This is a genomic window from Subtercola sp. RTI3, assembly GCF_035018625.1.
In the GTDB taxonomy this organism is placed as follows: Bacteria; Actinomycetota; Actinomycetes; order Actinomycetales; family Microbacteriaceae; genus Subtercola; species Subtercola vilae.
Window position 1 is genome coordinate 1 of the sequence record NZ_JASJXO010000019.1, and the last position, 23213, is coordinate 23213.

The 23213-nt window shown below is 66.3% G+C and carries 25 protein-coding genes; 9 read left to right on the top strand and 16 right to left on the bottom strand.

The features are described from left to right. Window positions 1-402, bottom strand: a 402-nt coding sequence (locus QN358_RS09125) for a hypothetical protein (RefSeq protein WP_323512151.1), incomplete at its 3' end; no start/stop codon positions are given. 125 nt (window positions 403-527) lie between these two features. Continuing rightward, window positions 528-1013 (bottom strand): GNAT family N-acetyltransferase, encoded by a 486-nt coding sequence (locus tag QN358_RS09130; RefSeq protein WP_323512152.1) that lies wholly within the window; start codon window positions 1011-1013, stop codon window positions 528-530. Between the two features lie 53 nt (window positions 1014-1066). On the opposite strand from QN358_RS09130, the gene QN358_RS09135 reads away from it, so the two are divergent. After that, entirely contained in the window at window positions 1067-2578 is a 1512-nt protein-coding gene (locus QN358_RS09135; RefSeq protein ID WP_323512153.1) for an 8-oxoguanine deaminase, read from the top strand. 30 nt (window positions 2579-2608) lie between these two features. Here the strand turns inward: QN358_RS09135 and QN358_RS09140 are convergent, their stop codons facing one another. The 4 genes from QN358_RS09140 to QN358_RS09155 all read right to left on the bottom strand — a co-directional run bounded on the left by QN358_RS09140 (window position 2609) and on the right by QN358_RS09155 (window position 6708). Next, window positions 2609-3217 (bottom strand): GNAT family N-acetyltransferase, encoded by a 609-nt coding sequence (locus QN358_RS09140; protein ID WP_136641071.1) that lies wholly within the window; start codon window positions 3215-3217, stop codon window positions 2609-2611. Window positions 3218-3286: 69 nt separating this feature from the next. Then, window positions 3287-4660, bottom strand: coding sequence for an alpha-amylase family protein (locus QN358_RS09145; protein ID WP_136641070.1), 1374 nt, complete (start codon window positions 4658-4660; stop codon window positions 3287-3289). Next, entirely contained in the window at window positions 4660-5724 is a 1065-nt protein-coding gene (locus tag QN358_RS09150) for an NADPH:quinone reductase (protein WP_136641069.1), read from the bottom strand. Before QN358_RS09150 ends, QN358_RS09145 begins: the two co-directional genes overlap by 1 nt. A gap of 27 nt (window positions 5725-5751) precedes the next feature. Next, complete coding sequence (locus QN358_RS09155; RefSeq protein WP_323512154.1) at window positions 5752-6708, bottom strand: LysR substrate-binding domain-containing protein; 957 nt, start codon at window positions 6706-6708, stop codon at window positions 5752-5754. A gap of 91 nt (window positions 6709-6799) precedes the next feature. Between QN358_RS09155 and QN358_RS09160 the strand changes: the two genes are divergently transcribed. Together QN358_RS09160 and QN358_RS09165 are read left to right on the top strand one after the other, a co-directional pair. Further along, window positions 6800-7267, top strand: a complete 468-nt coding sequence (locus QN358_RS09160) for a DUF5997 family protein (RefSeq protein WP_136641067.1) — start codon at window positions 6800-6802, stop codon at window positions 7265-7267. A gap of 29 nt (window positions 7268-7296) precedes the next feature. After that, window positions 7297-8442 carry a VIT1/CCC1 transporter family protein gene (locus tag QN358_RS09165; RefSeq protein WP_136641066.1) on the top strand — a complete coding sequence of 382 codons (1146 nt, stop codon included), beginning with the start codon at window positions 7297-7299 and terminating at the stop codon, window positions 8440-8442. 18 nt (window positions 8443-8460) lie between these two features. Here the strand turns inward: QN358_RS09165 and QN358_RS09170 are convergent, their stop codons facing one another. From QN358_RS09170 to QN358_RS09180, 3 genes are read right to left on the bottom strand one after another with little or no spacing between them, the layout of a single operon-like run. Then, complete coding sequence (locus tag QN358_RS09170) at window positions 8461-8946, bottom strand: FBP domain-containing protein (protein WP_323512178.1); 486 nt, start codon at window positions 8944-8946, stop codon at window positions 8461-8463. Window positions 8947-8986: 40 nt separating this feature from the next. After that, on the bottom strand, window positions 8987-10882 hold the full coding sequence (gene nhaA / locus QN358_RS09175; protein ID WP_136641064.1) for a Na+/H+ antiporter NhaA: 1896 nt from the start codon (window positions 10880-10882) through the stop codon (window positions 8987-8989). Next, window positions 10879-12072 (bottom strand): MalY/PatB family protein, encoded by a 1194-nt coding sequence (locus QN358_RS09180; RefSeq protein WP_136641063.1) that lies wholly within the window; start codon window positions 12070-12072, stop codon window positions 10879-10881. Before QN358_RS09180 ends, nhaA begins: the two co-directional genes overlap by 4 nt. Before the next feature lie 141 nt (window positions 12073-12213). Here QN358_RS09180 and QN358_RS09185 point away from each other — a divergent pair, with 141 nt between their 5' ends. Beyond that, window positions 12214-12870: a PadR family transcriptional regulator gene (locus QN358_RS09185; RefSeq protein ID WP_323512155.1), complete on the top strand. Its 657-nt coding sequence runs from the start codon at window positions 12214-12216 to the stop codon at window positions 12868-12870. Here QN358_RS09185 and QN358_RS09190 read toward each other — a convergent pair. Next, window positions 12867-13355 (bottom strand): glutathione peroxidase, encoded by a 489-nt coding sequence (locus QN358_RS09190; RefSeq protein ID WP_136641061.1) that lies wholly within the window; start codon window positions 13353-13355, stop codon window positions 12867-12869. The two genes, QN358_RS09185 and QN358_RS09190, sit on opposite strands and share 4 nt — an antisense overlap. A gap of 3 nt (window positions 13356-13358) precedes the next feature. Beyond that, window positions 13359-13670, bottom strand: coding sequence for an EthD family reductase (locus QN358_RS09195; RefSeq protein WP_323512156.1), 312 nt, complete (start codon window positions 13668-13670; stop codon window positions 13359-13361). Between the two features lie 97 nt (window positions 13671-13767). Between QN358_RS09195 and QN358_RS09200 the strand changes: the two genes are divergently transcribed. Both QN358_RS09200 and QN358_RS09205 read left to right on the top strand, forming a co-directional pair. Then, window positions 13768-14577, top strand: a complete 810-nt coding sequence (locus QN358_RS09200; protein ID WP_136641059.1) for a thymidylate synthase — start codon at window positions 13768-13770, stop codon at window positions 14575-14577. Continuing rightward, window positions 14574-15071: a dihydrofolate reductase gene (locus QN358_RS09205; RefSeq protein WP_136641058.1), complete on the top strand. Its 498-nt coding sequence runs from the start codon at window positions 14574-14576 to the stop codon at window positions 15069-15071. The genes QN358_RS09200 and QN358_RS09205 overlap by 4 nt, the downstream gene beginning before the upstream one ends. A gap of 14 nt (window positions 15072-15085) precedes the next feature. Here the strand turns inward: QN358_RS09205 and QN358_RS09210 are convergent, their stop codons facing one another. The 3 genes from QN358_RS09210 to QN358_RS09220 all read right to left on the bottom strand — a co-directional run bounded on the left by QN358_RS09210 (window position 15086) and on the right by QN358_RS09220 (window position 16931). Further along, window positions 15086-15349, bottom strand: a complete 264-nt coding sequence (locus QN358_RS09210) for a thioredoxin (protein ID WP_136641057.1) — start codon at window positions 15347-15349, stop codon at window positions 15086-15088. Between the two features lie 110 nt (window positions 15350-15459). After that, entirely contained in the window at window positions 15460-16332 is an 873-nt protein-coding gene (locus QN358_RS09215) for an HpcH/HpaI aldolase/citrate lyase family protein (RefSeq protein WP_136641056.1), read from the bottom strand. 83 nt (window positions 16333-16415) lie between these two features. Continuing rightward, entirely contained in the window at window positions 16416-16931 is a 516-nt protein-coding gene (locus tag QN358_RS09220) for a CarD family transcriptional regulator (RefSeq protein WP_136641055.1), read from the bottom strand. A 121-nt stretch (window positions 16932-17052) separates the two neighbouring features. Between QN358_RS09220 and QN358_RS09225 the strand changes: the two genes are divergently transcribed. After that, on the top strand, window positions 17053-18792 hold the full coding sequence (locus tag QN358_RS09225) for a cellulase family glycosylhydrolase (RefSeq protein ID WP_323512157.1): 1740 nt from the start codon (window positions 17053-17055) through the stop codon (window positions 18790-18792). Window positions 18793-18803: 11 nt separating this feature from the next. Here QN358_RS09225 and QN358_RS09230 read toward each other — a convergent pair whose 3' ends face one another. After that, a complete protein-coding gene (locus QN358_RS09230) occupies window positions 18804-19619 on the bottom strand; it encodes a mycofactocin-coupled SDR family oxidoreductase (protein WP_136641054.1) in 816 nt (271 codons plus the stop codon). Further along, window positions 19616-20881: a pre-mycofactocin synthase MftD gene (gene mftD / locus QN358_RS09235; RefSeq protein ID WP_136641053.1), complete on the bottom strand. Its 1266-nt coding sequence runs from the start codon at window positions 20879-20881 to the stop codon at window positions 19616-19618. The genes QN358_RS09230 and mftD overlap by 4 nt, the downstream gene beginning before the upstream one ends. Before the next feature lie 203 nt (window positions 20882-21084). Here mftD and QN358_RS09240 point away from each other — a divergent pair, with 203 nt between their 5' ends. Together QN358_RS09240 and QN358_RS09245 are read left to right on the top strand one after the other, a co-directional pair. After that, entirely contained in the window at window positions 21085-22236 is a 1152-nt protein-coding gene (locus QN358_RS09240) for a LolA family protein (RefSeq protein ID WP_323512158.1), read from the top strand. Further along, window positions 22233-23213, top strand: a complete 981-nt coding sequence (locus QN358_RS09245; protein ID WP_136641052.1) for an ABC transporter ATP-binding protein — start codon at window positions 22233-22235, stop codon at window positions 23211-23213. The genes QN358_RS09240 and QN358_RS09245 overlap by 4 nt, the downstream gene beginning before the upstream one ends.

The following is a 23213-nucleotide window of genomic DNA, read 5'->3' on the forward strand; positions in this document are numbered from 1 at the left end:
ACTGCCATCCGTCAGGCCCTGTTCGACGTGCGGGAAGTTCGACGGGATCAGAACCCCATTGATCGACACCCCCGACCGCACCGACTTGCCGAGCTTCAGCCAGTTGTTCGCGGTATGCCCTGCCCCGCCCGTTACCGCGGCGACCAGCTTCGGGACCGTCGTGAAGTTCTGTGCCCGTGACAGCGACCCATCCCCGAGCTCCGCACGGGACCTCTCAGCCACCTCCCCCGCCAACCGCACACGCAACCCATCCACTAACCGGCCCAGCTTCTCTGCGTCTGCGATCCGCGACAACAACACATCATCGGCAAGCCCGAAGGGCGCGGCAGCCCCACACCACGACGAAAGCGAATCCACAAGGGACTCGTACGCCGGGTCAGAAGGTAGGGCCGATTCGTTCATGACCCAAGTCAACCACCAACCACTGACATTCACTCAACAAATATGGCCCAAATCGACCCCTACACGAAAGAATCTCAAAAAACTTTTCGAGACACCTTTTCGAGCACATCGAGAGCAGCCCCATCTCAGAGAACGCGCTTGAAGAACACTGCGTCAGCACTCCACTCGACCTCGCGAAACCCACATTTAAGCAGCACGTTCTGCGAGCGCACATTTTCCACGGCGGTATCAGCACGCACGATCAACGCGCCCGCACGCCGAGCGATTTCGATGACGGCGAGAAGCGCCTCAGTAGCGAAGCCATGGCCCCGGGCATCCGGAATCAGCCCGTAGCCAACCTCGACGGTACCGTCGGCATCAGGTCGGCCGGTGAAGCCCAATCCCCCGATGGCGAGCCCATCAGAGCGCCGCCGCACGATATAGGGCCCGAACGGAGCCGGATCGCCGTTTTCGCGGAAATCTGCGATGAATCGGGGCAGAATGGCCAGCTCATCAACGAAGGGGTAACCCGGCGCCCAGTTGTCGCTGGCCGAGGGAGTCTGCGCCAGCACGCGCTCAGCCTCGGCAAGCGTGTAGCTCTGCACAATGAGACGCTCGGTCGACTTATCCACAGCTTTCACTATCGCACGACGGGGCCGAGAGCGGCCTCCACTAGCGTGGAGCCATGCATCAGAACTCGTCGCTCTCGGCCCACGTTTCGCGCACCATTGTCACGAACGCTTACGTGGTGACGGTCGACGCGGCTGACACCGAGTACCCGAGCGGCTTTGTTGTCATCGATGGCAAGGTAGTCGTCGCCGTGGGCCCAGGCCAGGCCCCTGCCTGGGCGTTTTCGGGCTCACCCGCTCCCGCAATCGCGGCGCGAGACGGCGCGGCCGGCGCGGTCGATTCAGGCACAGGAACGGGCACCAGCACCAGCACCGTCCCCGTAAATTCGACACCGCACGATTCCAGGCGCGCGACCGTCACGGTCGTCGACGCCGGCGGCCACTTAGTGACGCCCGGGCTTATCAACACCCACCATCACCTGTACCAGTGGCTCACTCGAGGGTACGCTCAAGACTCGATTCTGTTCGACTGGCTCGTTTCGCTGTATCCGCTATGGTCGGCCATCGACGCAGATCTGGTCGAGGCCGGGGCTCTCGGCGCCATGGCTGTGGCTGCGAAATCCGGATGCACCACCGTCGCCGACCACCACTACGTGTTTCCCAGCGGGTCTGGCGACATTCTCGGCGGAATCGTTCGGGCGGCTTCAGAGCTGGGTGTTCGCATCCACGCCACTCGTGGCTCGATGGATCTGGGTCGTTCGCAGGGCGGCCTGCCCCCAGATTTCGCCGTGGAGACGATCGACGCCATTCTCGCGGCGAGCGACCAGGCCATCGACCAGTATCACGACGCGAGCCCCGGGGCGATGGCGCAGATCGCGCTTGCCCCGTGTTCGCCCTTCTCTGTGACGGCCGACCTCCTCACCGAGTCGGCCGCTCTGGGCCGGGTCCGGGGAGTTCGCCTGCACACGCACGGCTCCGAAACGGTGGAAGAAGACGCTTTCTGCCAGACGAAGTTCGGCAAGACGCCCACACAGTACCTCGAAGACCTGGGGTGGCTGGGCAACGACGTGTGGATGGCTCATTGCGTACACCTCGACGAGCACGCGATTGGCCGGTTTGCGGCCACAGGCACGTCTGTGGCGCACTGCCCCTCGTCGAACGCGCGCCTGGCCGCCGGCATAGCCCCGGTACCTGGCATGCTCGACGCAGGAATCAGCGTCGGGCTCGGCGTTGACGGTGCAGCGTCGAACGAGTCTGGCCAGCTCGGCACAGAGATTCGCATGGCTGTGCTGATGAACCGGCTGCGCGCGGGAGCCGACGGTATGCCCGGTCGCCGCGCCATTCGCATGGCGACCATGGGCGGCGCCACGACACTGGGCCGCGATCATGAGCTCGGGTCGATCGAACCCGGCAAGCTTGCCGATCTCGCGGTGTGGAAGATCGACGGAGTCGAGCACGCAGGCATTCTCGACCCGGTTGCCGCGCTCACCCTCGGCTCGTTGCCTCCGCTCGCCCTGCTCCTTGTCAATGGCGAAAGGGTCGTCGAGAACGGTGTGCTCACGCGCGTCGACGAACGAGTCGTCGCGAATGCCGTGGCCAAGGCCTCGACCACCTTGCAGAGGCGGTGAACGAAACGGTGGGCGAGGAGCCGAAAGGCGCTACGCCCGCCCAGCCACCTTCTCGGTGAGGCCGAGCCGCACAGTGGGCCATTCGCCCTCGATTATTGAAAACACAACAGTGTCACGCAGGGTGCCGTCACGCCAGATGTCGTTGTTGCGCAGAACCCCGTCTTGTTTGGCACCGAGCCGGGCGATCGCCGCTCGCGACTGGCTGTTGTGCCAGTGGGTGCGAAACTCAACGGCGATGCAGCCGAGAGTCTCGAAGGCGTGAGTGAGCTGCAAGAGCTTCGCCTCGGTGTTCAGGCCGGTGCGCTGCGAGCTGCGACCGAGCCAGGTCGAGCCGATTTCGAGCTTTCGGTTGTCGGCCCGAATGTTCAGGTACGACGTCATTCCCACGACTCGGTTGGTGTCATGTCGGCGAACGGCCCACGGTACCCACTGACCCGCCGCGCTCAGGTCGAGCCGGTGTTGAACGGCGTCGGCCATTTCGTCGGGCGAAGGAATGCGGGTGTACCACGTTCGCCACAGTTCACCTTCAGCGACGGCCTCGGAGAGGTCGGGCACGTGCTCGAGCGAGAGCGGCTCGAGGGTGAGACGTTCACCCACGAGAGTGGGAACAGCGGCGAAATCGGGCAGCGGAGAATTCATGATCCGACCCTACCGAAGCTCCAACGCGGGCGACACCGATCTGAGGCACTAGCGTCAGTCGCCCCCGCGTCAGGCTCCGAGCACCGCCCAGCCGTGCGCAGGAACCGTGACAGTGACGGCATCAGTGGGAGCTGTCGCCGCGGCGCCCCCGCCTGACGAGACCCGGGCTGACCCCGCCAGCACATCGAACGCTCCCCCGCCACGACCCCTTTCGAACGTCTCGTCTCGGTCACCCACGTTGAGCGCAACCACCAGCGAGTCAGCACCCGACCGCACCTCGTACACGTAGAAGGTGTTCGTCAGGGCAATCGTGGTCGACTGCGCCCGGTGAAGCCACGGGTGTCTCCGGCGCAAGCCGATCAGGTTCTGATGGAGTCGGTAGGTGTTCCACCCGTCAGCAGGCAGGGCCGCATGCCCGTCGGCCGGGAATCCCGGACGAATCGCGTCATCACCACCGACCCGCTCCTCTTTGAGACCAGTGAACCCTTGCTCGTCGCCGTAGTAGATGGTGGGGGTGCCGCCGACCGTGAGCAGAATGACGTGAGCGTGCTCGCGGTGCCGCGGGTCATCCAGAACCGTTGCGAGCCGGCTCACGTCGTGGTTGCCTACAAAAGTGACGGGCGTAAAACTGCTCAGAAACGCGTTGTGGCGGTCAAGCGCTGCTGCGAGTTCGAAGAAGTTCGCATCGGAGATAGAGCTCCAGATGGCCTTCCACAACTCGTACTGGGTGAGCGAATCGAGGGTGCCCTCAGCAACACTGTCGGCATAGTCGCCGTGAATCACCTCGCCGAAAATATAGACGTCAGGGTGCGTGGCGCGAACCCTGGGCAGCACTGTCGCCCAGAACGCTGAAGGCACGGCATAGGCGGCATCGAGGCGCCAGCCGTCGACGCCGCGATCGAGCCAGTACGTCATCACGTGGGTCACGAAGTCGGCAACGGCAGGTTCATCATGGTTCAGGGCGACCAAGGCGTCGTGCCCCTCGAAGTTCTCGAACACGGGGTCACCCGAAGGCCCGCGGCCCGTGAGCCGAAACCACCGCAACGGCGACTCACCAGAACCAGCACCACTGGCAACAACTCGCTCAAACGGGCCGAACTCACGCCCCACGTGGTTGAACACGCCGTCGAGCACCACCCGCAGGCCTCGCTCGTGCGCCGCACCGATCAGTGCAGCAAAGTCACCTTCGTCACCGAGTCGAGGGTCGATGCGAAAGAAGTCGACGGTGTCGTATCCGTGGGTCTGCGATGCGAATAGCGGGCCCAAGGCGATGCCCGACACACCAAGTTCGACCGCGTAGTCGAGCCACCCGATGATGCGCCCGAGCCGGTGCTCGACGGGCCTGTCGATCGAACGATCGCCGGGGTCGATGTCGGCCCCGACGAATCCGAGCGGGTAGAGCTGCCAGAACACGGCGTGCTCGACCCACGCTGGTTCACTCATCAGCTGAGCGCTTCGTCAGAGTCGGGCGCTACAGGAGTCACCGGCGACCCCACGTCGATCAGCACCTTGCCCACAACCGCATCTTCGACAGCCCGGTGCGCAGCCGCCGTCTCGGCCAGCGGGTACCGGATGACCGGCAATCCATTCTCGGCACCCACCTCGAGGGCGCCGTCGGCTGCCGCAGCCCCGACCGCCCTGACCGCGTTGCCCTTCTCGACCTCACTCGTCGTGTAGGTGAGCACGAACTGGTACCGCACGTTCTTGGTCATGCTCGCGCGAACGGGCACCAACACCTCGTCGGGCTCACCGGAAGCGTAGAGGGCAATCGTTCCGCCGGTGGAGATCATCTGTACGTCGTCGGCAAGGTTCGCATTCGGGTTCACCTCGACGATGATGGCGACACCGTGGGGCGCGATCGCCGCAACCCTCTCGACGACGTTCTCGCTGCGGTAGTCGATGACGTGGTGGGCACCCGCCGCATGGGCGAGTTCTGCCTTGGCGGGGCCGCTCACCGTCGTGATCACGGTTGCGCCAGCCCACACAGCCAGTTGAATGGCTGCGTGGCCGACGGCACCCGCGCCCCCAGCAACAAGCACGACGATCCCGGCGAGCGACCCAGGAGCGAGTCGATCGGGTCCGGTCTCGCGCGAGGTGAGAGCACGGTGGGCGGTGAGGGCGGGAATTCCGAGTGACGCACCGACATCGTATGAGACGCCCGCCGGCAGAGCGTTGACGAGGTGTTCGGGCAGAACCGTGAACTGCTGCGCGGTTCCGGTGGCCCGCTGATACGCAGTGTCGCGCACCCACACCTTGTCGCCCACTGAGAAACGGGTGACCGCGCTACCCACCGCATCCACGACGCCGGCACCGTCTTGATTCGGCACCTGCTCGTGCTCGAGCTCGCGCGTCACGCCGTTGCCGGACCGCGACTTCCAGTCGGTCGGGTTGACACCAGACACACAGATGCGAACTCGCACGTCGGCCGGGCCGACGACGCCTGGCTCACGATCGACCAGTTCGAGTACCTCCGGCGAACCGGTACGAGTGTAGATGATGGCTTTCATGGGGCCGCCTTTCTCGCGGAGCTTGTTTCAGCGCTTGCCGCCGAATTTTCGTCGTCTGGCCTGCGCGGCGTTCGCCTGGTCAGACTGTTTCTTCTTGCGGGCCGCGGCCGCGCCTGACGCGCCCCCGCCAGACTTACCGGCACCAGAACCGCGCTTGCCCGCGGCAGCATCTTCGGCGGCCTGGGCCGCGCGCGCTTTCGCTTTGGCCTTCGCCACTGGCCCGATCTTCTTGACCGCAACCTGGCCTTGCTCGCCGTCGCGGCCCCCGCTGATGACCGCGGTCGTGTCGAGGGCATCGCGCGAGCTCGTCGCTGACCGGCCGCGCACAATTCCGATGAACTCCGCAACCTGTGGCGACGGGTTTCCGGCCACCCAGGCCAATGCGATCTGGGTCTCGGCAACGTCGGTCACGGGCCGGTACACCACGTCTTTGCGCGTGTGCATGCGGGCAAGCGACTGGGGAACAATGACAACACCCACGCCGGCCGCAACCTGTTCCACGGCGTCGTCGAGGCTCTGGATGCCCCGCAGCGGCCTGCGCGAACCATCCTGCAGCTCGGCCGCGACGTCGCGCCACTCCGGCACGTCGTCAGGGTTCTGCAGCAGATGCTCATCGGCCAGGTCAGACACCGTCACCTCGTCGACCGCTGCGACAGCGTGGTCGCGAGACACCATGACAACCTGAACCTCCTGGTACAGGTTGATCACGCTGAGTGCCTCAGCATCGATCGGCAACCGCACAAAACTCACGTCAGCACTCACCTCAGCGATGACGTCGTCGTCAGCAACGCCAGCCCCGAGCACCGCCGTCTGCAGCCCCGGTTCACTGCGGAACACGCTCAGCGGAACATCGGGGTGGCGCTCCTGCCAGAGCCTGGTCCACTTCGTCACCGTCACCCCGACGGCGAAGGCGATACGAAAGGGCGGAACCTCGTCGAACGGGTTGTCGCTCATGCCGGCCCCGATCATCTTGTCGCCGCGCACTCTGCACCGCTCGAACTTCGCCAAGCGATATTTGCCGCGCGCCACTCGACGCGCGATATTACCGCTCAATGCTTCAGGATACGCTGGCCTCATGACCGCGCAGAAATCGCCCCAGACAATGAAACCCGAAACCGCCGCAAAAAAGCTGGGCATCTACCTGCCCGCAGCGCCGGCCGAGTTTCACGGCGTCGACGTGACACGGGCCGAATTGAACGCCCTGCTCGAGAGCCCTCCCGAGTGGCTCGTCGAGTTGCGCCTGAACGGGCCGCACCCCCGGCAGGAAGTCGCGCGCAAGCTCGGCATCTCGATCTCGGGCCTCACGAGGGCCGGAGTAGACGACCCATTCACGACGGCGGAGATCAAGGCGCTGCTCGCCGCCCCGCCCGAGTGGCTCGTCGTCGAACGCGCCCGCCAGGCCGGAGTACACGAGGAGAACGCGCGCATCAAGACCGAGCGCGCCGAGAAGCTGGCCGCCAAAGAGCGCGCCGAACGCCACGCCCGCACGAACCCCAATGCCGTTGCTCCCAAGAGCCCGGCCGCAGCCAAGAAGAAGCGCTGACCCCACCGCCCACCGCTGAGACCGGAGCCATGACCTCGACACCGCCTCGCGCCGCCGACCTCCGTCGCTGGCGTCAGTACATGGCCGACGAGCAGGCCGAAGCCTCTGTCTACCGCGATCTCGCCGAGCGTCGCACCGGCGAAGAGCGCGCCATTCTGCTGGCCCTCGCCGAGGCCGAGGCCCGACACGAGTCGCATTGGCGTGAGCTGCTCGGTGACAACGTGGGCCGCGCGCACCGGGGCGACGTGCGTACGCGCGTGCTCGGTTTTCTGGCCCGGCGCTTCGGGTCTGTGTTCGTTCTCGCTCTCGCGCAGCGGGCCGAGACCCGCTCGCCGTATGCCACCGATTCCGACGCCACCGCGGCGATGGCAGCCGACGAGCAGGTGCACGCCGAAGTGGTTCGCGGGCTCGCCGCGCGCGGCCGCAACCGCCTCTCGGGCACCTTTCGCGCCGCAGTGTTCGGGGCCAATGACGGCCTGGTGAGCAACCTGGCCCTGGTCATCGGAATCTCCGCCAGCGGCGTTCCCAACTCCGTCGTACTCGTCACCGGCCTCGCCGGCCTCCTCGCCGGCGCCCTCTCGATGGGAGCAGGCGAGTACGTCTCCGTGCGTTCGCAGCGCGAGCTGCTCGAGGCCTCCACCCCCAGCCCCGAAGCCACCCAGGCTGTGCCGCACCTCGACGTGAACGCGAACGAACTCGCGCTCGTGTACCGCGCCAGGGGCATGTCACCCGACGAAGCCGAGGCCCACGCCCGCGAGGTGCTGAACCACCCTGCGGCTCTGGATGCCCTCCCACCCGTTCCCGCCCTCGCGACGTCTGCAACCTCAGACATCGTCGCGGAGGCCGCAGTGTCCTCCGTCGCCGACCCTGCCGCCCACGAAGAGGTCGACGAGCACGAAGCCGTCGGAACCGGCCTCAGCGCAGCCATCTCGAGTTTCTGCTTCTTCGCCTCGGGCGCCGTGATTCCTGTGCTGCCCTACCTGTTCGGCCTGCAGGGCCTGCCCGCGCTGATCGTGGCGGCAGTGCTGGTGGGCATCGCGTTGCTCGGCACCGGGGCCATTGTGGGCATCCTGTCGGGAGGCCCGCCGCTTCGGCGAGCACTTCGCCAGCTGCTCATCGGCTATGGCGCCGCAGCCGTCACCTACCTGCTCGGCCTGCTCTTCGGCAGCGCGTAACCCGCACCGCCCCGCGTATCACGGCCGCATCACATCGAGCATGAACCCGCTCACCCGAGTTTCGAGCCCCATCACCTTCTCTGCCAGAACACTCTCGGGGTCTGAGTAGTACGACGCCTGCGGCACGTCGACTCGAATGTTGCCCGAACACCCCAGGTTGGCACAGATGTACGTGCCCACGGTGTTGCCGTTCATGCCCGCCTCACCTGCGCGCCTGGCGCTGAACAGCGAGACGCCGTGCTCGGTGTGGGTTGCCCGGCAGAGCTGGCACATCATCATGCGTCGCTTCGACAGGGGCCCGTCTGCTTCGCGAACGACGATGCCCATCGGCTTCTCCCCCTGCCACCGGATGATGTACCCCAGGTGAGGCGAATGCGAGTCGCGCCAGCCCAGGTAGTCGAGGTTCTCCCAGTCGAGTTCGACGAAATTCGAGGGCAGCACCAGGTTTGCAGCCTCGGTTGCCGACCCGTTGACAAGCGAATGCCGTATCTCGATGCCGGTCATTCTCTTCACTCACACACTCCCTTGCATCCGAGCTTCCAGCCTAAACCTGCGTCGTGCGCGGGGCACCCGAGAGCGGCCGGGTCAGGTTCAACTCACGAATGAGGCTCGCCGCGTCGTAGGGCCCGTGGTGCCGCTTGCCGTCGATGAAGAAGGTCGGTGTCGAGTGCACGTCCATCAGGTCGGCGTCGATCGTGTCGTCACGCACGCGATTCACCACGTCGCTTGAGCGCATGTCTTCTTCGAATCGGTCGAGATCGAGCCCGAGGGCGGCCGCGTAGCCGAGCAGGTCGTCGAACTCGAGTTCGTCTTGATTCTCGAACATCACAGGCGACAGATCGAAGAACCGCCCCTGCAGCGCTGCGGCCTCGCTGGCGCGCGCCGCGAGGAGCGCGTGCGGGTGAACCCGAGTGAGCGGCAAGTGTCTCCAGACATACCGGAGGTCATCGCCGAAGTGCGCGCGAACCTCATCGATCGACCCCGTTGCCTTCGAACAGAAGGGGCACTCGAAGTCGCCGTATTCGACCAGCGTGAGCGGGGCATCCAGCGGCCCTTTGATGTGGTCGCGCCGAGGGTCGACGGGTCTGGCGAGCACCTGGCTCATGCGCGACGGAGGCTGCACCCTGTCGACGATTCTGAACACCGCCCAGCCGAGCAGAAAGGCGATGAGCGACGCCGCGAGCACGCCGACGCGCGCTTCGTCTTGCTGCTGCGGATCGGTGATGGCAAGATCGATGATGAACAGCGAGATAGTGAACCCGATGCCTGAGAGCGCGGCCCCGCCGGCCACTCGGCCCAGGGTGAGACCGGGCGCGAGTACGCCGAGTTTCAGTACCTTGATGAGAGCCGTGATTCCGGTGATGCCCACGAGCTTGCCGATGACGAGCCCCGCCACCACACCCCAGGTGAGGGGTGACCGGATGGCCGCCGCCAGCGTCTCGCCGGTGAGATGAACCCCGGCGTTGGCCAGCGCGAACACCGGCAGAATGATGAAGCTCGTGTAGGGCGAGTAGAGCGTGTGCAGCCGATCGTTCACCGAGACAGACCCGAGCAGGCCCCTGACGGCAGCCTGCGCGTATGCGGGGTTCGGCGATTGGCGGAACGCCCGGCTGAGAGCCGCCGCGTTCTCAACTTCGCGCCGCCGCGGCGCGTAGACCGGAATCGCCAGCGCAATGGCGACTCCAGCCAGGGTGGGTTGCACGCCAGAGGCATACAGCGCGACCCACACGACGATGGAGAACACCACGTAGGCCGGCCCCTGGCCGAGTCGCAGGTACCTCAGAGACCAGATGACAGCCAGCCCGAGCACGGCCACGACCAGCGGAACTATGTCGAGGTGCCCGGTGTAGAAGATGGCAATGACCGCGAGCGCACCGACGTCGTCGACAACGGCGAGTGCGAGGAGAAAGATGCGCAGATGCCCGGGCAGCCGGGGCCCGACGATGGCGAGGGCCCCGAGCAGAAATGCCGTGTCGCTCGAGATGACGACTCCCCACGCGTGGGCCGTCTCACCGCTCGGGTTGATGGCCAGAAAGATCACGGCGGGAATCGCCAGACCCGCTATGGCGGCAGCCACGGGCACCACCGCACGCGACCAGTCGCTGAGCTCCCCCAGCGCGAATTCACGTTTCACCTCGAGCCCCACAACGAAGAAGAACAGCGTCATCAGCGCTTCGTTGACCACCGACCGAAAGTCGAGTTCGAGCGACGAGCCGCCGATACGCAGCGAGATGGTCGAGTGCCAGAAGGAGTCGTACGTGCTGCCGCCCGGCCAGTTCGCCCACACCAGCGCCGCGACGGTGGCGATGAGCAGCAGCGCCGCGGCCGTCTTCTCGGTGTCAGAGAAGCCTCTCCGTTGATTCAGCTTCTCTCGAAGCCGGGGAAAGAACGGCGCGCGATCACCCTCAGTGACCTCGGGGCTCTCTGCGCCAGCCGTCATCGGTCAGTGCCTCTGCCCGCGCCCGCCGCCGCCTCGGCCGACGCCAGGCGCCGTACTGCCTCTGTCAGCACCTCCGCCGAGCACGCCAGGTTCAGCCGCGCGAACCCCCTGCCCGGCGAGCCGAACGAGGGGCCCGGGTTCAGAGCAACCGCTGCCTCCTCGAGCGCCCGGATGCTCGGGTCGTCGCCCCAGGCGAGAGCCCTGAAGTCGAGCCACGCCAGGTAGCTCGCCTGCGGGCGACGAAACCGCACTTCGGGCAGGTGTTCGGCGAGCAACTCTTCGAGCAGGTCGGCGCTCCGACCGATGCACGCGAGTGCCCCGTCGAGCCACGGTTCGCCGTCGGTGAAGGCGGCCACGCTGCCGTGCAACCCGAACTGGCTGGTGCGCATGCTCACCTCGGCGGGCATCGCGTCGAGCAGAGCAAGCATCTCGGGGCCCGCAGCGACCATGAGAGCGCACTTGGCACCAGCGACGTTCCAGCCCTTGCTCGCCGAGGTGACCGCCACCGCGTGCCGGCGTGCGGCATCAGAGACGCTGAGGTACGGCGTGAACGTGACGCCGGGGTGCACCAGCGGCCCATGGATCTCGTCGCTCACAACGATGGCGCCATACCGCTCGGCCAGCGCAGCGACCGCCGACAGCGTCTCCCTGGTGTGCACGAGCCCCAACGGATTGTGCGGGTTGCAGAGCAGCACCCCCTTCGCACCGGCCTCGAACGCCCGTTCGAGACCGTCGAGGTCGATCGAGCATGTCTCGCCGTCGTCGTTCAACGGCACTTCGACCACCACACAGCCCGCTTCGGGCACCAGCTCAAAGAACGGCGCATAGACCGGCGGCATGATCACGATTGCCGAGCCGGGGGCCACGGCCTGGCGCAGGGTCTCGACGATCGCCACGCTCACATCGGTGGTGGTGCGGATGCCCGTGGCATCGATGCTCCACCCCCACCGTGTGGCAGCGAACGAACTGAAGGCGGTGCCCACCGCATCGGGCGAACCGATGTAGCCCACGTCTGAGCGTTCGATCACGGCCCGGAAGGCTGCGGCGAGGGGAGCGGCGAGAGGGTAATCCATCTCGGCGACGAACAGGGGGAGCACGTCGTTCGGGTAGGTGCGCCACTTGGCGCTGGTGCGCTGGCGAAGAAGGTCGAGCGTGTCTGAGCGAAGGGAATCTGCAGGAACAGCGGGCATTGCCCCAGTCTGCCCGATGCTGCCCACCGATCGACGAATCATTTTTGTTCGCCTGCTTGACTTAACGATATATAGCGATATATCTTTAACCCATCGCCGATACTCGGTGATACATCAATCATCAGAAAGGTGAACGCGATAATGAACCGCAATCACATCAACTCAGAGAACACGCCCTTCGGGCGCCAGCACGACTCGGGCCACCACAACGGTGGTCATCACAATTCAGAACACCGCAGCTTCGAACACCGCAACTTCGGCGGCGGGTTCGGCGGCGGAGAAGGCCGCGGCTTCGGCCCCGGCGGTTTCGGCCCCCTCGGCGGCGGGTTCGGCCCGGGCTTCGGGCCCCGCGGCAACCGGCGGGCAGGCAAGGGCGACATTCGCTCGGTCATCCTGTCGCTGCTGGCCGATGGCCCTTCAAATGGCTACGGCATGATCAAGGCCATCGCGGAACGCACCGGCGGCACGTGGCGCCCGAGCCCCGGCTCGGTCTACCCCACGCTTCAGCAGCTCGTCGATGAGGAGCTGATCGCCTCTTCTGGCGACGGTCGCCGCACCGAGTACGAGCTCACTGACGCCGGTCGGGCCTACCTCGCCGAGCACGAAGACGAACTGAAGAAGGCGTGGGAGGCGACCCCCGGCCGCAACGCCCAAGACACTGCGTTCATCGAGAGCGTCGGCAAGCTCATGGGCGTCGTTCAGCAGTTTCGGCACGGCGCAACAGAGGCGCAGCGCACCGCCGCCATCGAGAAGCTCGACGAGGCGCGCCGCGCCCTCTACCTGATCCTCGCCGACTAAACGGCGGGCAGCGACCGCTCGATCAACCCGATGATCTCGGGGTCGTCTGGCTCGGTGCGCGGGCGGAAGCGGTGAACCTCACCCGACGGGGTGATGACGAACTTCTCGAAGTTCCAGGTCACCCGCCCGGCCTTGCCCTGGGCATCCGGAGTCTTCTTCAGCTCGGCGTAGAGCGGGTGGGCCGAACGGCCGTTCACCTTGATCTTCTCGAACATGGGAAACGTGATGCCCCAGGTCGTTGAGCAGTACTCCTTGATGGCCTCTTCGGTGCCGAGCTCCTGCAGAAACTGGTTGCTCGGAAACCCGAGCACGGTGAAGCCACGGTCACCGTAGGTCTTCTGCAGCTGCTCGAGCTTGTTGTACTGCGGCGCGAGACCGCACCGCGAGGCCACGTTGACGACGAGCTTCACCTGGTCGCCGAACTCGGCGAGGGTGGTCTCACCGCCGTCGATGGTGGTAATGGCGATGTCGTTGAGCTCAGGCACGCGTCAGCTCTCTTCGGTGTCGGAGAACAGCAGCCGAACGCCACCGGTGGCGAGGCCGAAGATCGACGGGAACAACAGAGCGGCCTCGGGCGTGGCGACGGCCGCGCTGGCCGAGTCGTAGTCGTCGAAGTACAAGTCGATCATGCGGTACGCGGGCGTTGGGGTGCCGTCTTCTTTCGGCCACACCTTCGACGATTCGAACCGGATGAGCCCGGGAACCTTCTTCGCCAGCGCCACCTGTTCACGCGCGTAGCCCTCTTCGAAGGCCTCTGCGTCGGTGGGGTTGTCGTAGATGACAGTGAGTTTTGTTGGCATGGCACACGCCTTCTTGTCGATTGTCAGAGAACGGGCATCCGCTCGTCGCCGTGCGGAGCGCGTGCTTTCATCGTACGTGCGTATTACGCTCACAGGGATGACTAATTCACTCGCCACCCCCTACGAAGACCTGCTACGCCACACGCTCGCCGAGGGAGTTGCGAAGGGTGACCGCACGGGCACCGGCACCACGAGTGTGTTCGGCGCGCAGTTGCGCTTCGACCTCTCGCAGGGGTTTCCGTTGATCACCACCAAACGGGTGCACTTCAAGTCGATCGCCTACGAGCTGCTGTGGTTTCTGCGCGGCGAGAGCAACGTGGGCTGGCTGCAGGAGAACGGCGTCAGCATCTGGAACGAGTGGGCCGACGCCGCTGGCGAACTCGGCCCGGTGTACGGCGTGCAGTGGCGCTCGTGGCCCACGCCCGACGGCTCGCACATCGACCAGATCAGCCAGGTCATCGAAACGCTGAAGACCGACCCCGACTCGCGGCGCATGATCGTGTCGGCGTGGAATGTGGCCGACATTCCGCAGATGGCGCTCGCGCCCTGCCACGCGTTCTTCCAGTTCTACGTGGCCGACGGCAAGCTCTCATGCCAGCTGTACCAGCGGAGCGCCGACCTGTTTCTCGGGGTTCCCTTCAACATCGCCAGCTACGCCCTGCTCACCCACCTGGTGGCGGCGCAGGCCGGCCTCGAGGTGGGCGACTTCATCTGGACGGGCGGTGACTGCCACATCTACGACAACCACCGCGAGCAGGTCATCGAGCAGCTCAGTCGGTCGCCTTTCCCTCTGCCGACCCTCGAACTGACGCGCACCCCCGCGAGCATCTTCGACTACACCTATGACGACTTCGCGGTCGTGAACTACCAGCACCACCCGGCCATCAAGGCGCCGGTCGCGGTGTGAGCGTCTCGCTGATCTGGGCCGAAGCCCGGGGCGGGGTCATCGGCGACGGCGGCGGTATTCCCTGGCACGTGCCCGAAGACCTCGCGCACTTTCGCGAGGTGACCACCGGCGGCACTGTGCTCATGGGCCGGCGCACCTGGGATTCGCTGCCCGAACGCTTTCGCCCCCTGCCGGGCCGGCAGAACCTCGTGCTCACGCGCGACCCAGGCTGGTCGAGCCGCGGCGCCGAGGTGGTGCACTCGCTCGACGAGGTTCTGCCCCGCTTCACGGCTCCGGATGCTCCGCTCTGGGTCATCGGGGGCGGCGAGCTCTACCGCCAGAGCATCTCTCACGCCGCCCGGCTCGAGGTGACAGAGGTCGACCTCGACGTCGCGGGTGACACCGTTGCGCCGAGGCCGGGCGACTCGTGGCAGAGCACCGCCACGGCCTGGGCCATCTCCCGAACGGGCATCCGGTACCGTTTCGTCACCCACACCCACGCCCACAGCCGCTGACCCGCGGGGCGACGTCAGCCCGCGGCGAGGGCGAGGCCGGCGAGCACCTGGTGGATGGTCGGCACGCCAGCCGAGCGAAAGACCTCGGTGCCGTCGTCGGAGGAGAAGATGACGGTGGGCGTGGCCTCGATGCGGGCGAGTTCGGCAGCGTCAGGGGCGAGTGCCACGTTGCGCTCACTGAGAGTCACGCCGGCTACAAGCCACTGTGCCTGTTCGATCACGGCGCGCGTCGAGGCGCACGCTCCGCAGAACGACGACGACCAGAGTTCAACCTTCACTCTGGGTACAGCCGCACGGCAGCCCCGAACATTCCCGCGCGGCGCACCGGAGTGCTTCGAACTGGCAGCCGCACCTCGACCTTCGGCAGCTCGACCTACAGAACCTCGCTCTACAGCGGCTTGATGCCGAACGCCTGAGCCAGCTTGTCGATCTTCTGCGCGCGGCCGAGGCGAGGCAGGTCGCTGCCGTCGCGAATGACGCGGCCGCGCGACTCGAAGTCGGCGAGAAAGTCGCGGGCCCACGTGGCGTCTGAGCGGGTGGGGCTGATGACCTCGTTGATGACGGGTAGCTGCTCGACGTCGAGGCAGAGCTTGCCTGTGAGGCCGAGTGTGACGGCGAGCGCCGACTGTTCACGCAGCACCGGATGGCTGCTGCCCACCGTAGGGCCGTCGATCGGGCCGGGAAGCTTGCCGATGCGGCTCGCCACCACGAGGCGCGAGCGCGGGTACGCCATGGCGAGGTCGTCGGCACCGGTTCCGGTGTCGCGCCGATAGTCACCGCTGCCGAACGCCAAGCGGAACGCGCCGCGCGCCTCAGCGATGGAGCGGGCCTCTTCGATTCCCAGCGCCGACTCGATGAGCGCGATGACCGGAGTGCTGCCGCCCAGCCGGTCGAACGTCTCGGAGACGTGCGCGCCGGCCTCGGTCTTGGCCAGCATGACACCCCTCAGACCGGGAATGCCTTTCAGGGCATCCACGTCACCCGACCAGAAGTCGGTGGTGCGGTCGTTGATGCGCACCCAGGCGCTGCCGCCCTCGCTCAGCCAGCGCGCCACGCCTTCGCGGGCGGCTGGTTTTGCTTTCGGGTCGACCGCGTCTTCGATGTCGAGAATGATCTGGTCGGCGCGCGAGGCGGCCACCTGATCGAAGGTCTCGGGCCGTGTGGCATTCACCAGCAGCCACGAGCGGGCGATCTCAGCCGAGACACCGCGGCGGGTGTCAGGCGACGAGGCGGAGGTTTCTCGTTCGGGGGTAAACGTCATCGACGACCTTCTCTACGGCAGTGTGTTCGGGTGCGGTGGTGAAACTGTTCGAGCCGCGAAGCTACTCAAGCAGCTCAGGCAGTTCAGGCCGTGGTGTTGGCTTCGACGCCCACGGTCACGGTGGCGAGCACGGCGTCGAGCGCCGCTGAGGCCTCTTCGTCTGTCATGCTCTGCGCAAGCGCGAGTTCGGAGACGAGAATCTGGCGCGCCTTCAGAAGCATGCGCTTCTCGCCGGCCGAGACACCGCGCTCGACGTCGCGGCGCCAGAGGTCACGAACAACCTCGCCGACCCGAAAGACGCTGCCGCTGGCCATCTTCTCCTGGTTGGCCTTGTACCGGCGCGACCAGTTGCCCGGCTCTTCGACGAACGGGTTGCGCAGAACGTCGTAGACCGCTTCGACACCGGCGTCGTCGATGACGTCTCGAACGCCCACGAGGTCGATGTTGTCGACCGGGAGCTTGATGGTGAGTTCGCTGGTGTGCACGCTCATCGTGAGATAGGTTTTTTCGACACCCTTGATCGTGCGGGTTTCGACGTGTGTAATGGTGACCGCACCGTGGTGCGGGTAAACCAAGGTTTCTCCGACTTCGAAGTTCATGCGAGTATGCCTCAATCCGTTTGTCGTGCATTCGACCAGCGAAAATAGGCCGACGTCAATTCTACCAGTTCTACGGTATGCTCCCCGCCGGGGCAGATGAGGTTCTGACAGGGGGCCCAGCGTGCACGATTCGGGGTACAGATCAGCCCACAGAACGCTGGTCAGATCCGGTCTGCGGCGCCTCGCCGCCGGCGCGATCGCACTGCTTCTCGCGGCGGGGGGCCTGAGCCTCACCTCTGCCACTGCAGCGACCGCGGCGAGCACCGCCGGCGGGGCGACCGCCACCACGCCCGCGCCGACGACCGCCCCCTCCGGCTGGCTGCACACCGACGGCGGCAGCATCAAAGACAGCACCGGCAAGACCTACGTCATCAAGGCCGCCGCCTGGTTCGGCATGGAGACATCGAACTGCGCACCCCACGGCCTCTGGAGCATCAGCCTCGACGCCGGGCTCGCCCAGATCAGATCGATGGGGTTCAACACCATCCGGCTGCCGTACTCGAACGAGTGCCTGGCCGCCCAGGCCACCACCTCGATCAACTACGCCGTCAATCCCACCCTGAAGAATCTCTCGCCGCAGCTCGTCTTAGACGCCGTCGTCGCCCGCGCCAAGGTCTACGGCCTCAGCGTCATTCTCGACCAGCATCGCCCCGACTCCGGCGCACAGTCAGAACTCTGGTACACGGCCCAGTACCCCGAATCCACCTGGCTCTCAGACTGGCGGATGCTCGCCAAACGCTACGCGTCGAACCCCACCGTCATCGGGGTCGACCTGCACAACGAGCCGCATGGGTCAGCCTGCTGGGGCTGCGGCACTGCGGCCGTCGACTGGCAGGCCGCGGCCACCCGCGGAGGAAACGCCGTGCTCGGCGTCAACCCGAAACTGCTCGTCATCGTCGAGGGCACCGACAGACAGCCCGACGGCACCACTACATGGTGGGGCGGTGCGCTCGGCGGGGTCAAGGCGAAACCGGTGACCCTGTCGGTCGCCCACCAGGTCGTCTACTCGCCCCACGACTACCCGTCGTCGGTCTACACCCAGAGCTGGTTCAGCGCGGCGAACTACCCGGCGAACCTCGCGCCGCTGTGGGACAAGAACTGGGGCTACCTCGCGAAGTCGAATATCGCGCCCGTGCTGCTCGGAGAATTCGGCAGCACGCTCGCAACCCCCTCTGATACGAAGTGGATGACGTCGATCGTCAGCTACCTCGCAAACACGGGCATCAGTTTCGCCTACTGGTCGTTCAACCCCGACAGCGGCGACACCGGCGGCCTGGTGAAAGACGACTGGGTCACTCCCCAGGCGGCCAAGCTCAGCGCACTCAAACCCCTGCTCGGCGCCGGGGCACCGGTTCCCGTTCAGACACCGACACCCGTTCCGTCAACCGGCACCACAACCACGCCGACCCTGCCGATTACTCCCACTACACCAGCACCGGCGCCTTCGCCGAAGCCCACCACCGGGACCCCACCATCGTCGTCACCGCCACCCCCACCGTCACCGTCGCCGAAACCGCAGCCCGGAACCACCGGCCCTCCCACCGCGAGCGCCGCCGGCCCCGTCGCCGCGAGCGCCAGCTGGGCACTGCAGAGCTCATGGGCCGACGGCTACGTGGCCACCGTCTCGGTGACCAGCACCACGGGAGCTTCGGGCTGGAGCGTCACCTGGCCCGACACCCGTGCCACCGCGATCACCAACGCGTGGGGCATGACGTGCTCGCTGAAGGCGTCGACGTCGATCACCTGCACCGGCGTCGATTGGGGCGCCGCCGTGGGCACGGGACAGACACTCTCCGTGGGCCTGCAGGTGGCGGCCCCGGCAGCTCCCACGCTGCCGAGACTCACCGTCACTGCCCGCTAGCCCGGCACCGCCTAGAAGTACTGCGACCCGGCGTCGATACTCAGGTGCTCCGCCGTGATGAGCCGAGCGTCGTCAGACGCGAGAAACGCCACCGCGTTTGCGATGTCTTCGGCCTCGGCCGCCCACACCGGCAGAAACGGCGTGCCCATCGCGGCGAGTGGCGGGTTGCTCGCATTGGTGCGCGTGATGGCCTCGATCATGTCTCCCGACCCCATCGGTGTGTTCACCGCGCCCGGATGCACACTGTTCACCCTGATGTTGTGCTTGCCGAGTTCGGCCGCGAACGCCCGCGTCATACCGGTGACCGCGTGTTTGCTCGCGGTGTAGTGCACCATGAACGGCTGCATCTTCTTACCGGCATACGAGCTGGTCAGGATGATCGATCCCCCGCCCGCTGTCACAAGGTACGGCGCACCCACCATCACCGTGTTCCATACCCCAGTCACGTTCGTGTCCATGGTGACCTGGAACATCTCGGGCGTGGTTTCGTCCCACGTCGCCGGAATACAGATTCCTGCATTCGCGACGACGATGTCGAGGTGACCGAGCTCGGCCACCCCCTTCGCCACGATCTCCTTCATGCGGGCGAGGTCACGCACGTCGCCCTGCTCTGCCACGATGCGCCGGTCGAGCCCTTCGACCAGACGAACCGTCTCAGCGAGGTCTTCTGGCGTCGACGAGTCGTACGGCACCAGTGGGATGGGGCCGGCGAGGTCGAGCGCGATGATGTCGGCCCCCTCGCTCGCGAGCTTCACCGCGTGCGCCCTGCCCTGGCCGCGGGCCGCGCCCGTGATGAATGCCACTTTGCCTTCGAGCCTGCCGGTCATGATGCACTCTCTTTCGTTTCGCTCTTCATTGCGTCGGTCTTCATTGAGTCGTTGTGAACTGAGTCGGTGTGAACTGAGTCGTTCTGCACCTGCGGAAGCGTGCGCGCGAAATCTTTTGCGATCACGAGGTCGGCCGGGCTGAGTTCGGAGATCGACGAGTGCCCGAGCCCGAGCACCGCCGAGTCGAGACCCCCGCGCAGAATGTCGAGCACGTTCTCGACGCCGGCCTGCCCATTGGCCGCCAGCCCCCAGAGGTAGGCTCGGCCGATCATCACGGCGCGCGCTCCGAGTGAGAGCGCCTTCGCAACGTCTCCGCCCCGGCGAACCCCGCCATCCAGAACCACTTCGATCTGCCCGTCGATCACCTCGGCCACCGAGGCGAGAACGCGAATCGTGGCCGGTGTGCCGTCGAGGTTGTTGCCGCCGTGGTTCGACACCGAGATGGCGTCGACGCCGGCATCGATTGCGCGCCGGGCATCGTCGGTGCGCGAGACCCCTTTCAACATGAAGGGGCCACCCCATTCTCTGCGAAGCCACTCCACGTCATCCCACGAGGGGGGCGGCGTCTGCATCCATTCGTAGTAGGCACCGAAGAAAGTGGGTGCCTCACCGCCGGGCGGAGTGAGGTTGGGGGCGGTGAGGTCGGGAACCCTGCCGGTCTTGGCGAACTGCCAGAGCCACTGTGGGTGCGGCAGTACGTTCGGCGCGAAACTCACCATCGTCTTCAGGTTCATGCGTTCGGGAATCTGCGGGCTGCCCCAGTCACGCCCGTTCGAGAACGACCAGTCGAGGGTGGCGATGAGCCCTTTGGCACCGGCCCTGCGCGCACGATCCATGCGCTGCACCATCGCCTCACGCGTACCTGTCCAGTACATCTGAAACACCGTGTTGGGGTTGGCGGCGGCCACCTCTTCGATCGGCTTGCTCGCGAACGAACTCAGCCCCATGATGGTGCCGCGGTTGGCGGATGCCCGGGCCACCGCCACTTCGCCGTCGGGGTGTACCGCCTGAACCCCCGTGGGCGAGATGAGCACCGGCAACGAGATGGGAATGCCGAGCACAGAGGTCGAGAGGTCTCTCGTGGCCTGATGGCCCGCAACGTGCGGGGCGAAACCCAGCTCTGAGAAGGCGGCCATGTTGTCGTCGTAGGTGAGCCCGCGCTCAGAGCCGGCGACCAGAGCGCCGTACACCGAACTCGGCAGGCGTTTCTTGGCCCGGCGCTGGGCTTCGGCGACGGTCTCGAACCATGCATTCTTGGCCATTGTGGCTGTCTCCTTCGACAATTCCGACTTCTGCGGCGAAATACTGCGCTGGCCCCAAGGGTAATGGCACTCGGTGCCAAAAGCCAGCGGAATTCGGTTCTTCGAACGCTAAGCAAACTGACGGTTTGCGAGCGTAGGCTCCGTATCACGACAAGCAGAATCAGGTGCTGACGGCGCCTGAACAGTACAGAGAGAGGCTCATCGTGACTCAGTGGAAGCGCTGGATTCCGGCAGGTGTGGCGTCAGTAGTGGTGGCCGGCGTGGCGATTGCCGTGCCGTTGTCAGCGAACGCCACGGCGGCGCTGCCCAGCAAGACAGCCGAGCAGGTCATCGCCCTCGTGACGAACAGTTCGGTCACCGCGTTCTCCGGCACGGTTCAGCAGAGCTCGAACCTCGGCCTCCCCTCGCTGCCGGCTGGTGCGAGTTCGAGCCTCGGCTCGTCATCCACTGCCACCCCCGGTGCCACCGCGTCGACCGGAGGATCAGGCAGCACCTCCTCGGCCGACATCTCATCGGCCCTCGAACTTCTCACCGGCAGCCACACGGCCCGCGTGTACGTCGATGGCCCCACGAACGTTCGTGTTCAGGTGCTCGACCAGCTCGCCGAGCGTGACGTGATCCGGGGCGGCACCGACCTCTGGGCGTACGACTCGAGCAAGCAGACGGCGGTGCACAGCACCCTCCCCGCGAAGAGCGACTCCACCGCGACACCCACCCCCACTGACACCGCAACACCCGACCAGCTCGCCCAGAAGTTTCTCGACGCGGTCGACCCGAGTACCGGCGTCGCTGTGGGCGGCGACGTCACCGTCGACGGGCGAAGCGCCTACGACCTCGTTCTGACCCCCGCCACCACCGACAGTCTCGTCGGCAACGTCTCGATCGCGGTCGACTCCGCCACCGGACTGCCGCTGCAGGTAGAGGTCACCGCCAAGGGCGCGAGCGACCCGGCCTTCAGCAGCGAACTGACCGGGCTGAGCCTCGACACTCCGTCGGCCGACCTGTTCTCGTTCACTCCCCCGGCCGGCACCGCCGGCACCGAGAAGACCCTCTCGGCACCCGACCCCTCGGCAACGGCCGACGCGAAGGCGAAAGCAGCCGCCGCGGCCAAGCCGGTCGTCACCGGAACCGGTTGGAGTTCGATTGTCGAGCTGCCCGCCGCGAGCGGCTCCGACGCCGCCGCGCTCACCAGCAACCCCTTGGTCGCGCAGCTGACCACCCCCGTCACCGGGGGGCGCCTGCTCAGCACCACTCTTGTCAACGTTCTGCTCACCACTGACGGCCGCGTGTTCGCGGGCTCCGTCAGCGCCGAGCAGCTGGAGGCCGCAGCCGCCGCCACGCCCGCCGCCCAGTGAGCGACCCGTCGCTCGCCATCGAGACGCGGGCGCTCACCAAGAAGTTCGGCAAGCAGACCGTTGTCAACGAGCTGTATCTCTCGGTGCCGCGCGGATCGGTCTTCGGCTTTCTGGGCCCGAACGGCTCAGGCAAGACCACGACCATCCGCATGCTGTTGGGGCTCGCTTCGGCGACCGGCGGCGAGGTGAACCTGCTCGGTGAGCCCATGCCGCGCCAGCTCTCAGGCGTTCTTCCCCGCGTCGGCGCCCTCATCGAAGGCCCGGGCTTCTACCCTTTTCTCTCGGGGGCAGCGAACCTGCATCGCCTCGACACGGCCGATCGTTACGCCTCGGGGGCGACCCGGCGTCGGCGCGTCGCCGAAGCCCTCGATCGGGTCGGGCTCACCAATGCCGCCGGCAAGAAGGTGCACGCCTACTCCCTCGGCATGAAACAGCGGCTCGGCATCGCCAACGCCCTACTGATGCCTCGCGAGCTCATCGTGCTCGACGAGCCGACCAACGGTCTCGACCCGCAGGGCACCCGCGAGGTGCGGCACCTCGTTCGCTCGCTCACCGAAGAGGGCACCACCGTGTTCGTCTCCAGCCACCTGCTGGCCGAGATCGAGCAGATGTGTACCCACGCCGCGGTCATGCGGGCGGGAAATCTCGTGGCCCAGGGCAGCCTCGACGAGCTGCGGCACGCCGGCCAGACACGCGTGCGCGTCGTGACACCGGATGTCGAGAGCGCAGAACGGGTCTTCAGGGCGCTCGGGCTGAGCCCCGGGCATCCGGAACCGACCGCGCACCCCGGGCAGTTGCTCGACGCCGAAGACGACTACGCCCTTGAGGCCCCGTTGGGCGACACCCTCGCCCCCGACGCCATTGTCGCGGATCTCGTCGCGGCCGGCGTGCGGGTGCGCGGCTTCGCCGTCGAGCGGGCCACCCTCGAAGACCTGTTCGTGGCGCTGACAGGCGAAGGGTTCGACGTTGCCCAGTGA

What these genes read in the sequence shown, in the direction of transcription:
- QN358_RS09135 (WP_323512153.1), top strand. Translation starts at nt 1,067, where the DNA reads ATGCATCAGAACTCGTCGCTCTCGGCCCACGTTTCGCGCACCATTGTC.
- QN358_RS09140 (WP_136641071.1), bottom strand. Translation starts at nt 3,217, where the DNA reads ATGAATTCTCCGCTGCCCGATTTCGCCGCTGTTCCCACTCTCGTGGGT.
- QN358_RS09145 (WP_136641070.1), bottom strand. Translation starts at nt 4,660, where the DNA reads ATGAGTGAACCAGCGTGGGTCGAGCACGCCGTGTTCTGGCAGCTCTAC.
- QN358_RS09150 (WP_136641069.1), bottom strand. Translation starts at nt 5,724, where the DNA reads ATGAAAGCCATCATCTACACTCGTACCGGTTCGCCGGAGGTACTCGAA.
- QN358_RS09160 (WP_136641067.1), top strand. Translation starts at nt 6,800, where the DNA reads ATGACCGCGCAGAAATCGCCCCAGACAATGAAACCCGAAACCGCCGCA.
- QN358_RS09165 (WP_136641066.1), top strand. Translation starts at nt 7,297, where the DNA reads ATGACCTCGACACCGCCTCGCGCCGCCGACCTCCGTCGCTGGCGTCAG.
- QN358_RS09170 (WP_323512178.1), bottom strand. Translation starts at nt 8,946, where the DNA reads ATGACCGGCATCGAGATACGGCATTCGCTTGTCAACGGGTCGGCAACC.
- nhaA (WP_136641064.1), bottom strand. Translation starts at nt 10,882, where the DNA reads ATGACGGCTGGCGCAGAGAGCCCCGAGGTCACTGAGGGTGATCGCGCG.
- QN358_RS09180 (WP_136641063.1), bottom strand. Translation starts at nt 12,072, where the DNA reads ATGCCCGCTGTTCCTGCAGATTCCCTTCGCTCAGACACGCTCGACCTT.
- QN358_RS09185 (WP_323512155.1), top strand. Translation starts at nt 12,214, where the DNA reads ATGAACCGCAATCACATCAACTCAGAGAACACGCCCTTCGGGCGCCAG.
- QN358_RS09195 (WP_323512156.1), bottom strand. Translation starts at nt 13,670, where the DNA reads ATGCCAACAAAACTCACTGTCATCTACGACAACCCCACCGACGCAGAG.
- QN358_RS09200 (WP_136641059.1), top strand. Translation starts at nt 13,768, where the DNA reads ATGACTAATTCACTCGCCACCCCCTACGAAGACCTGCTACGCCACACG.
- QN358_RS09215 (WP_136641056.1), bottom strand. Translation starts at nt 16,332, where the DNA reads ATGACGTTTACCCCCGAACGAGAAACCTCCGCCTCGTCGCCTGACACC.
- QN358_RS09220 (WP_136641055.1), bottom strand. Translation starts at nt 16,931, where the DNA reads ATGAACTTCGAAGTCGGAGAAACCTTGGTTTACCCGCACCACGGTGCG.
- QN358_RS09230 (WP_136641054.1), bottom strand. Translation starts at nt 19,619, where the DNA reads ATGACCGGCAGGCTCGAAGGCAAAGTGGCATTCATCACGGGCGCGGCC.
- mftD (WP_136641053.1), bottom strand. Translation starts at nt 20,881, where the DNA reads ATGGCCAAGAATGCATGGTTCGAGACCGTCGCCGAAGCCCAGCGCCGG.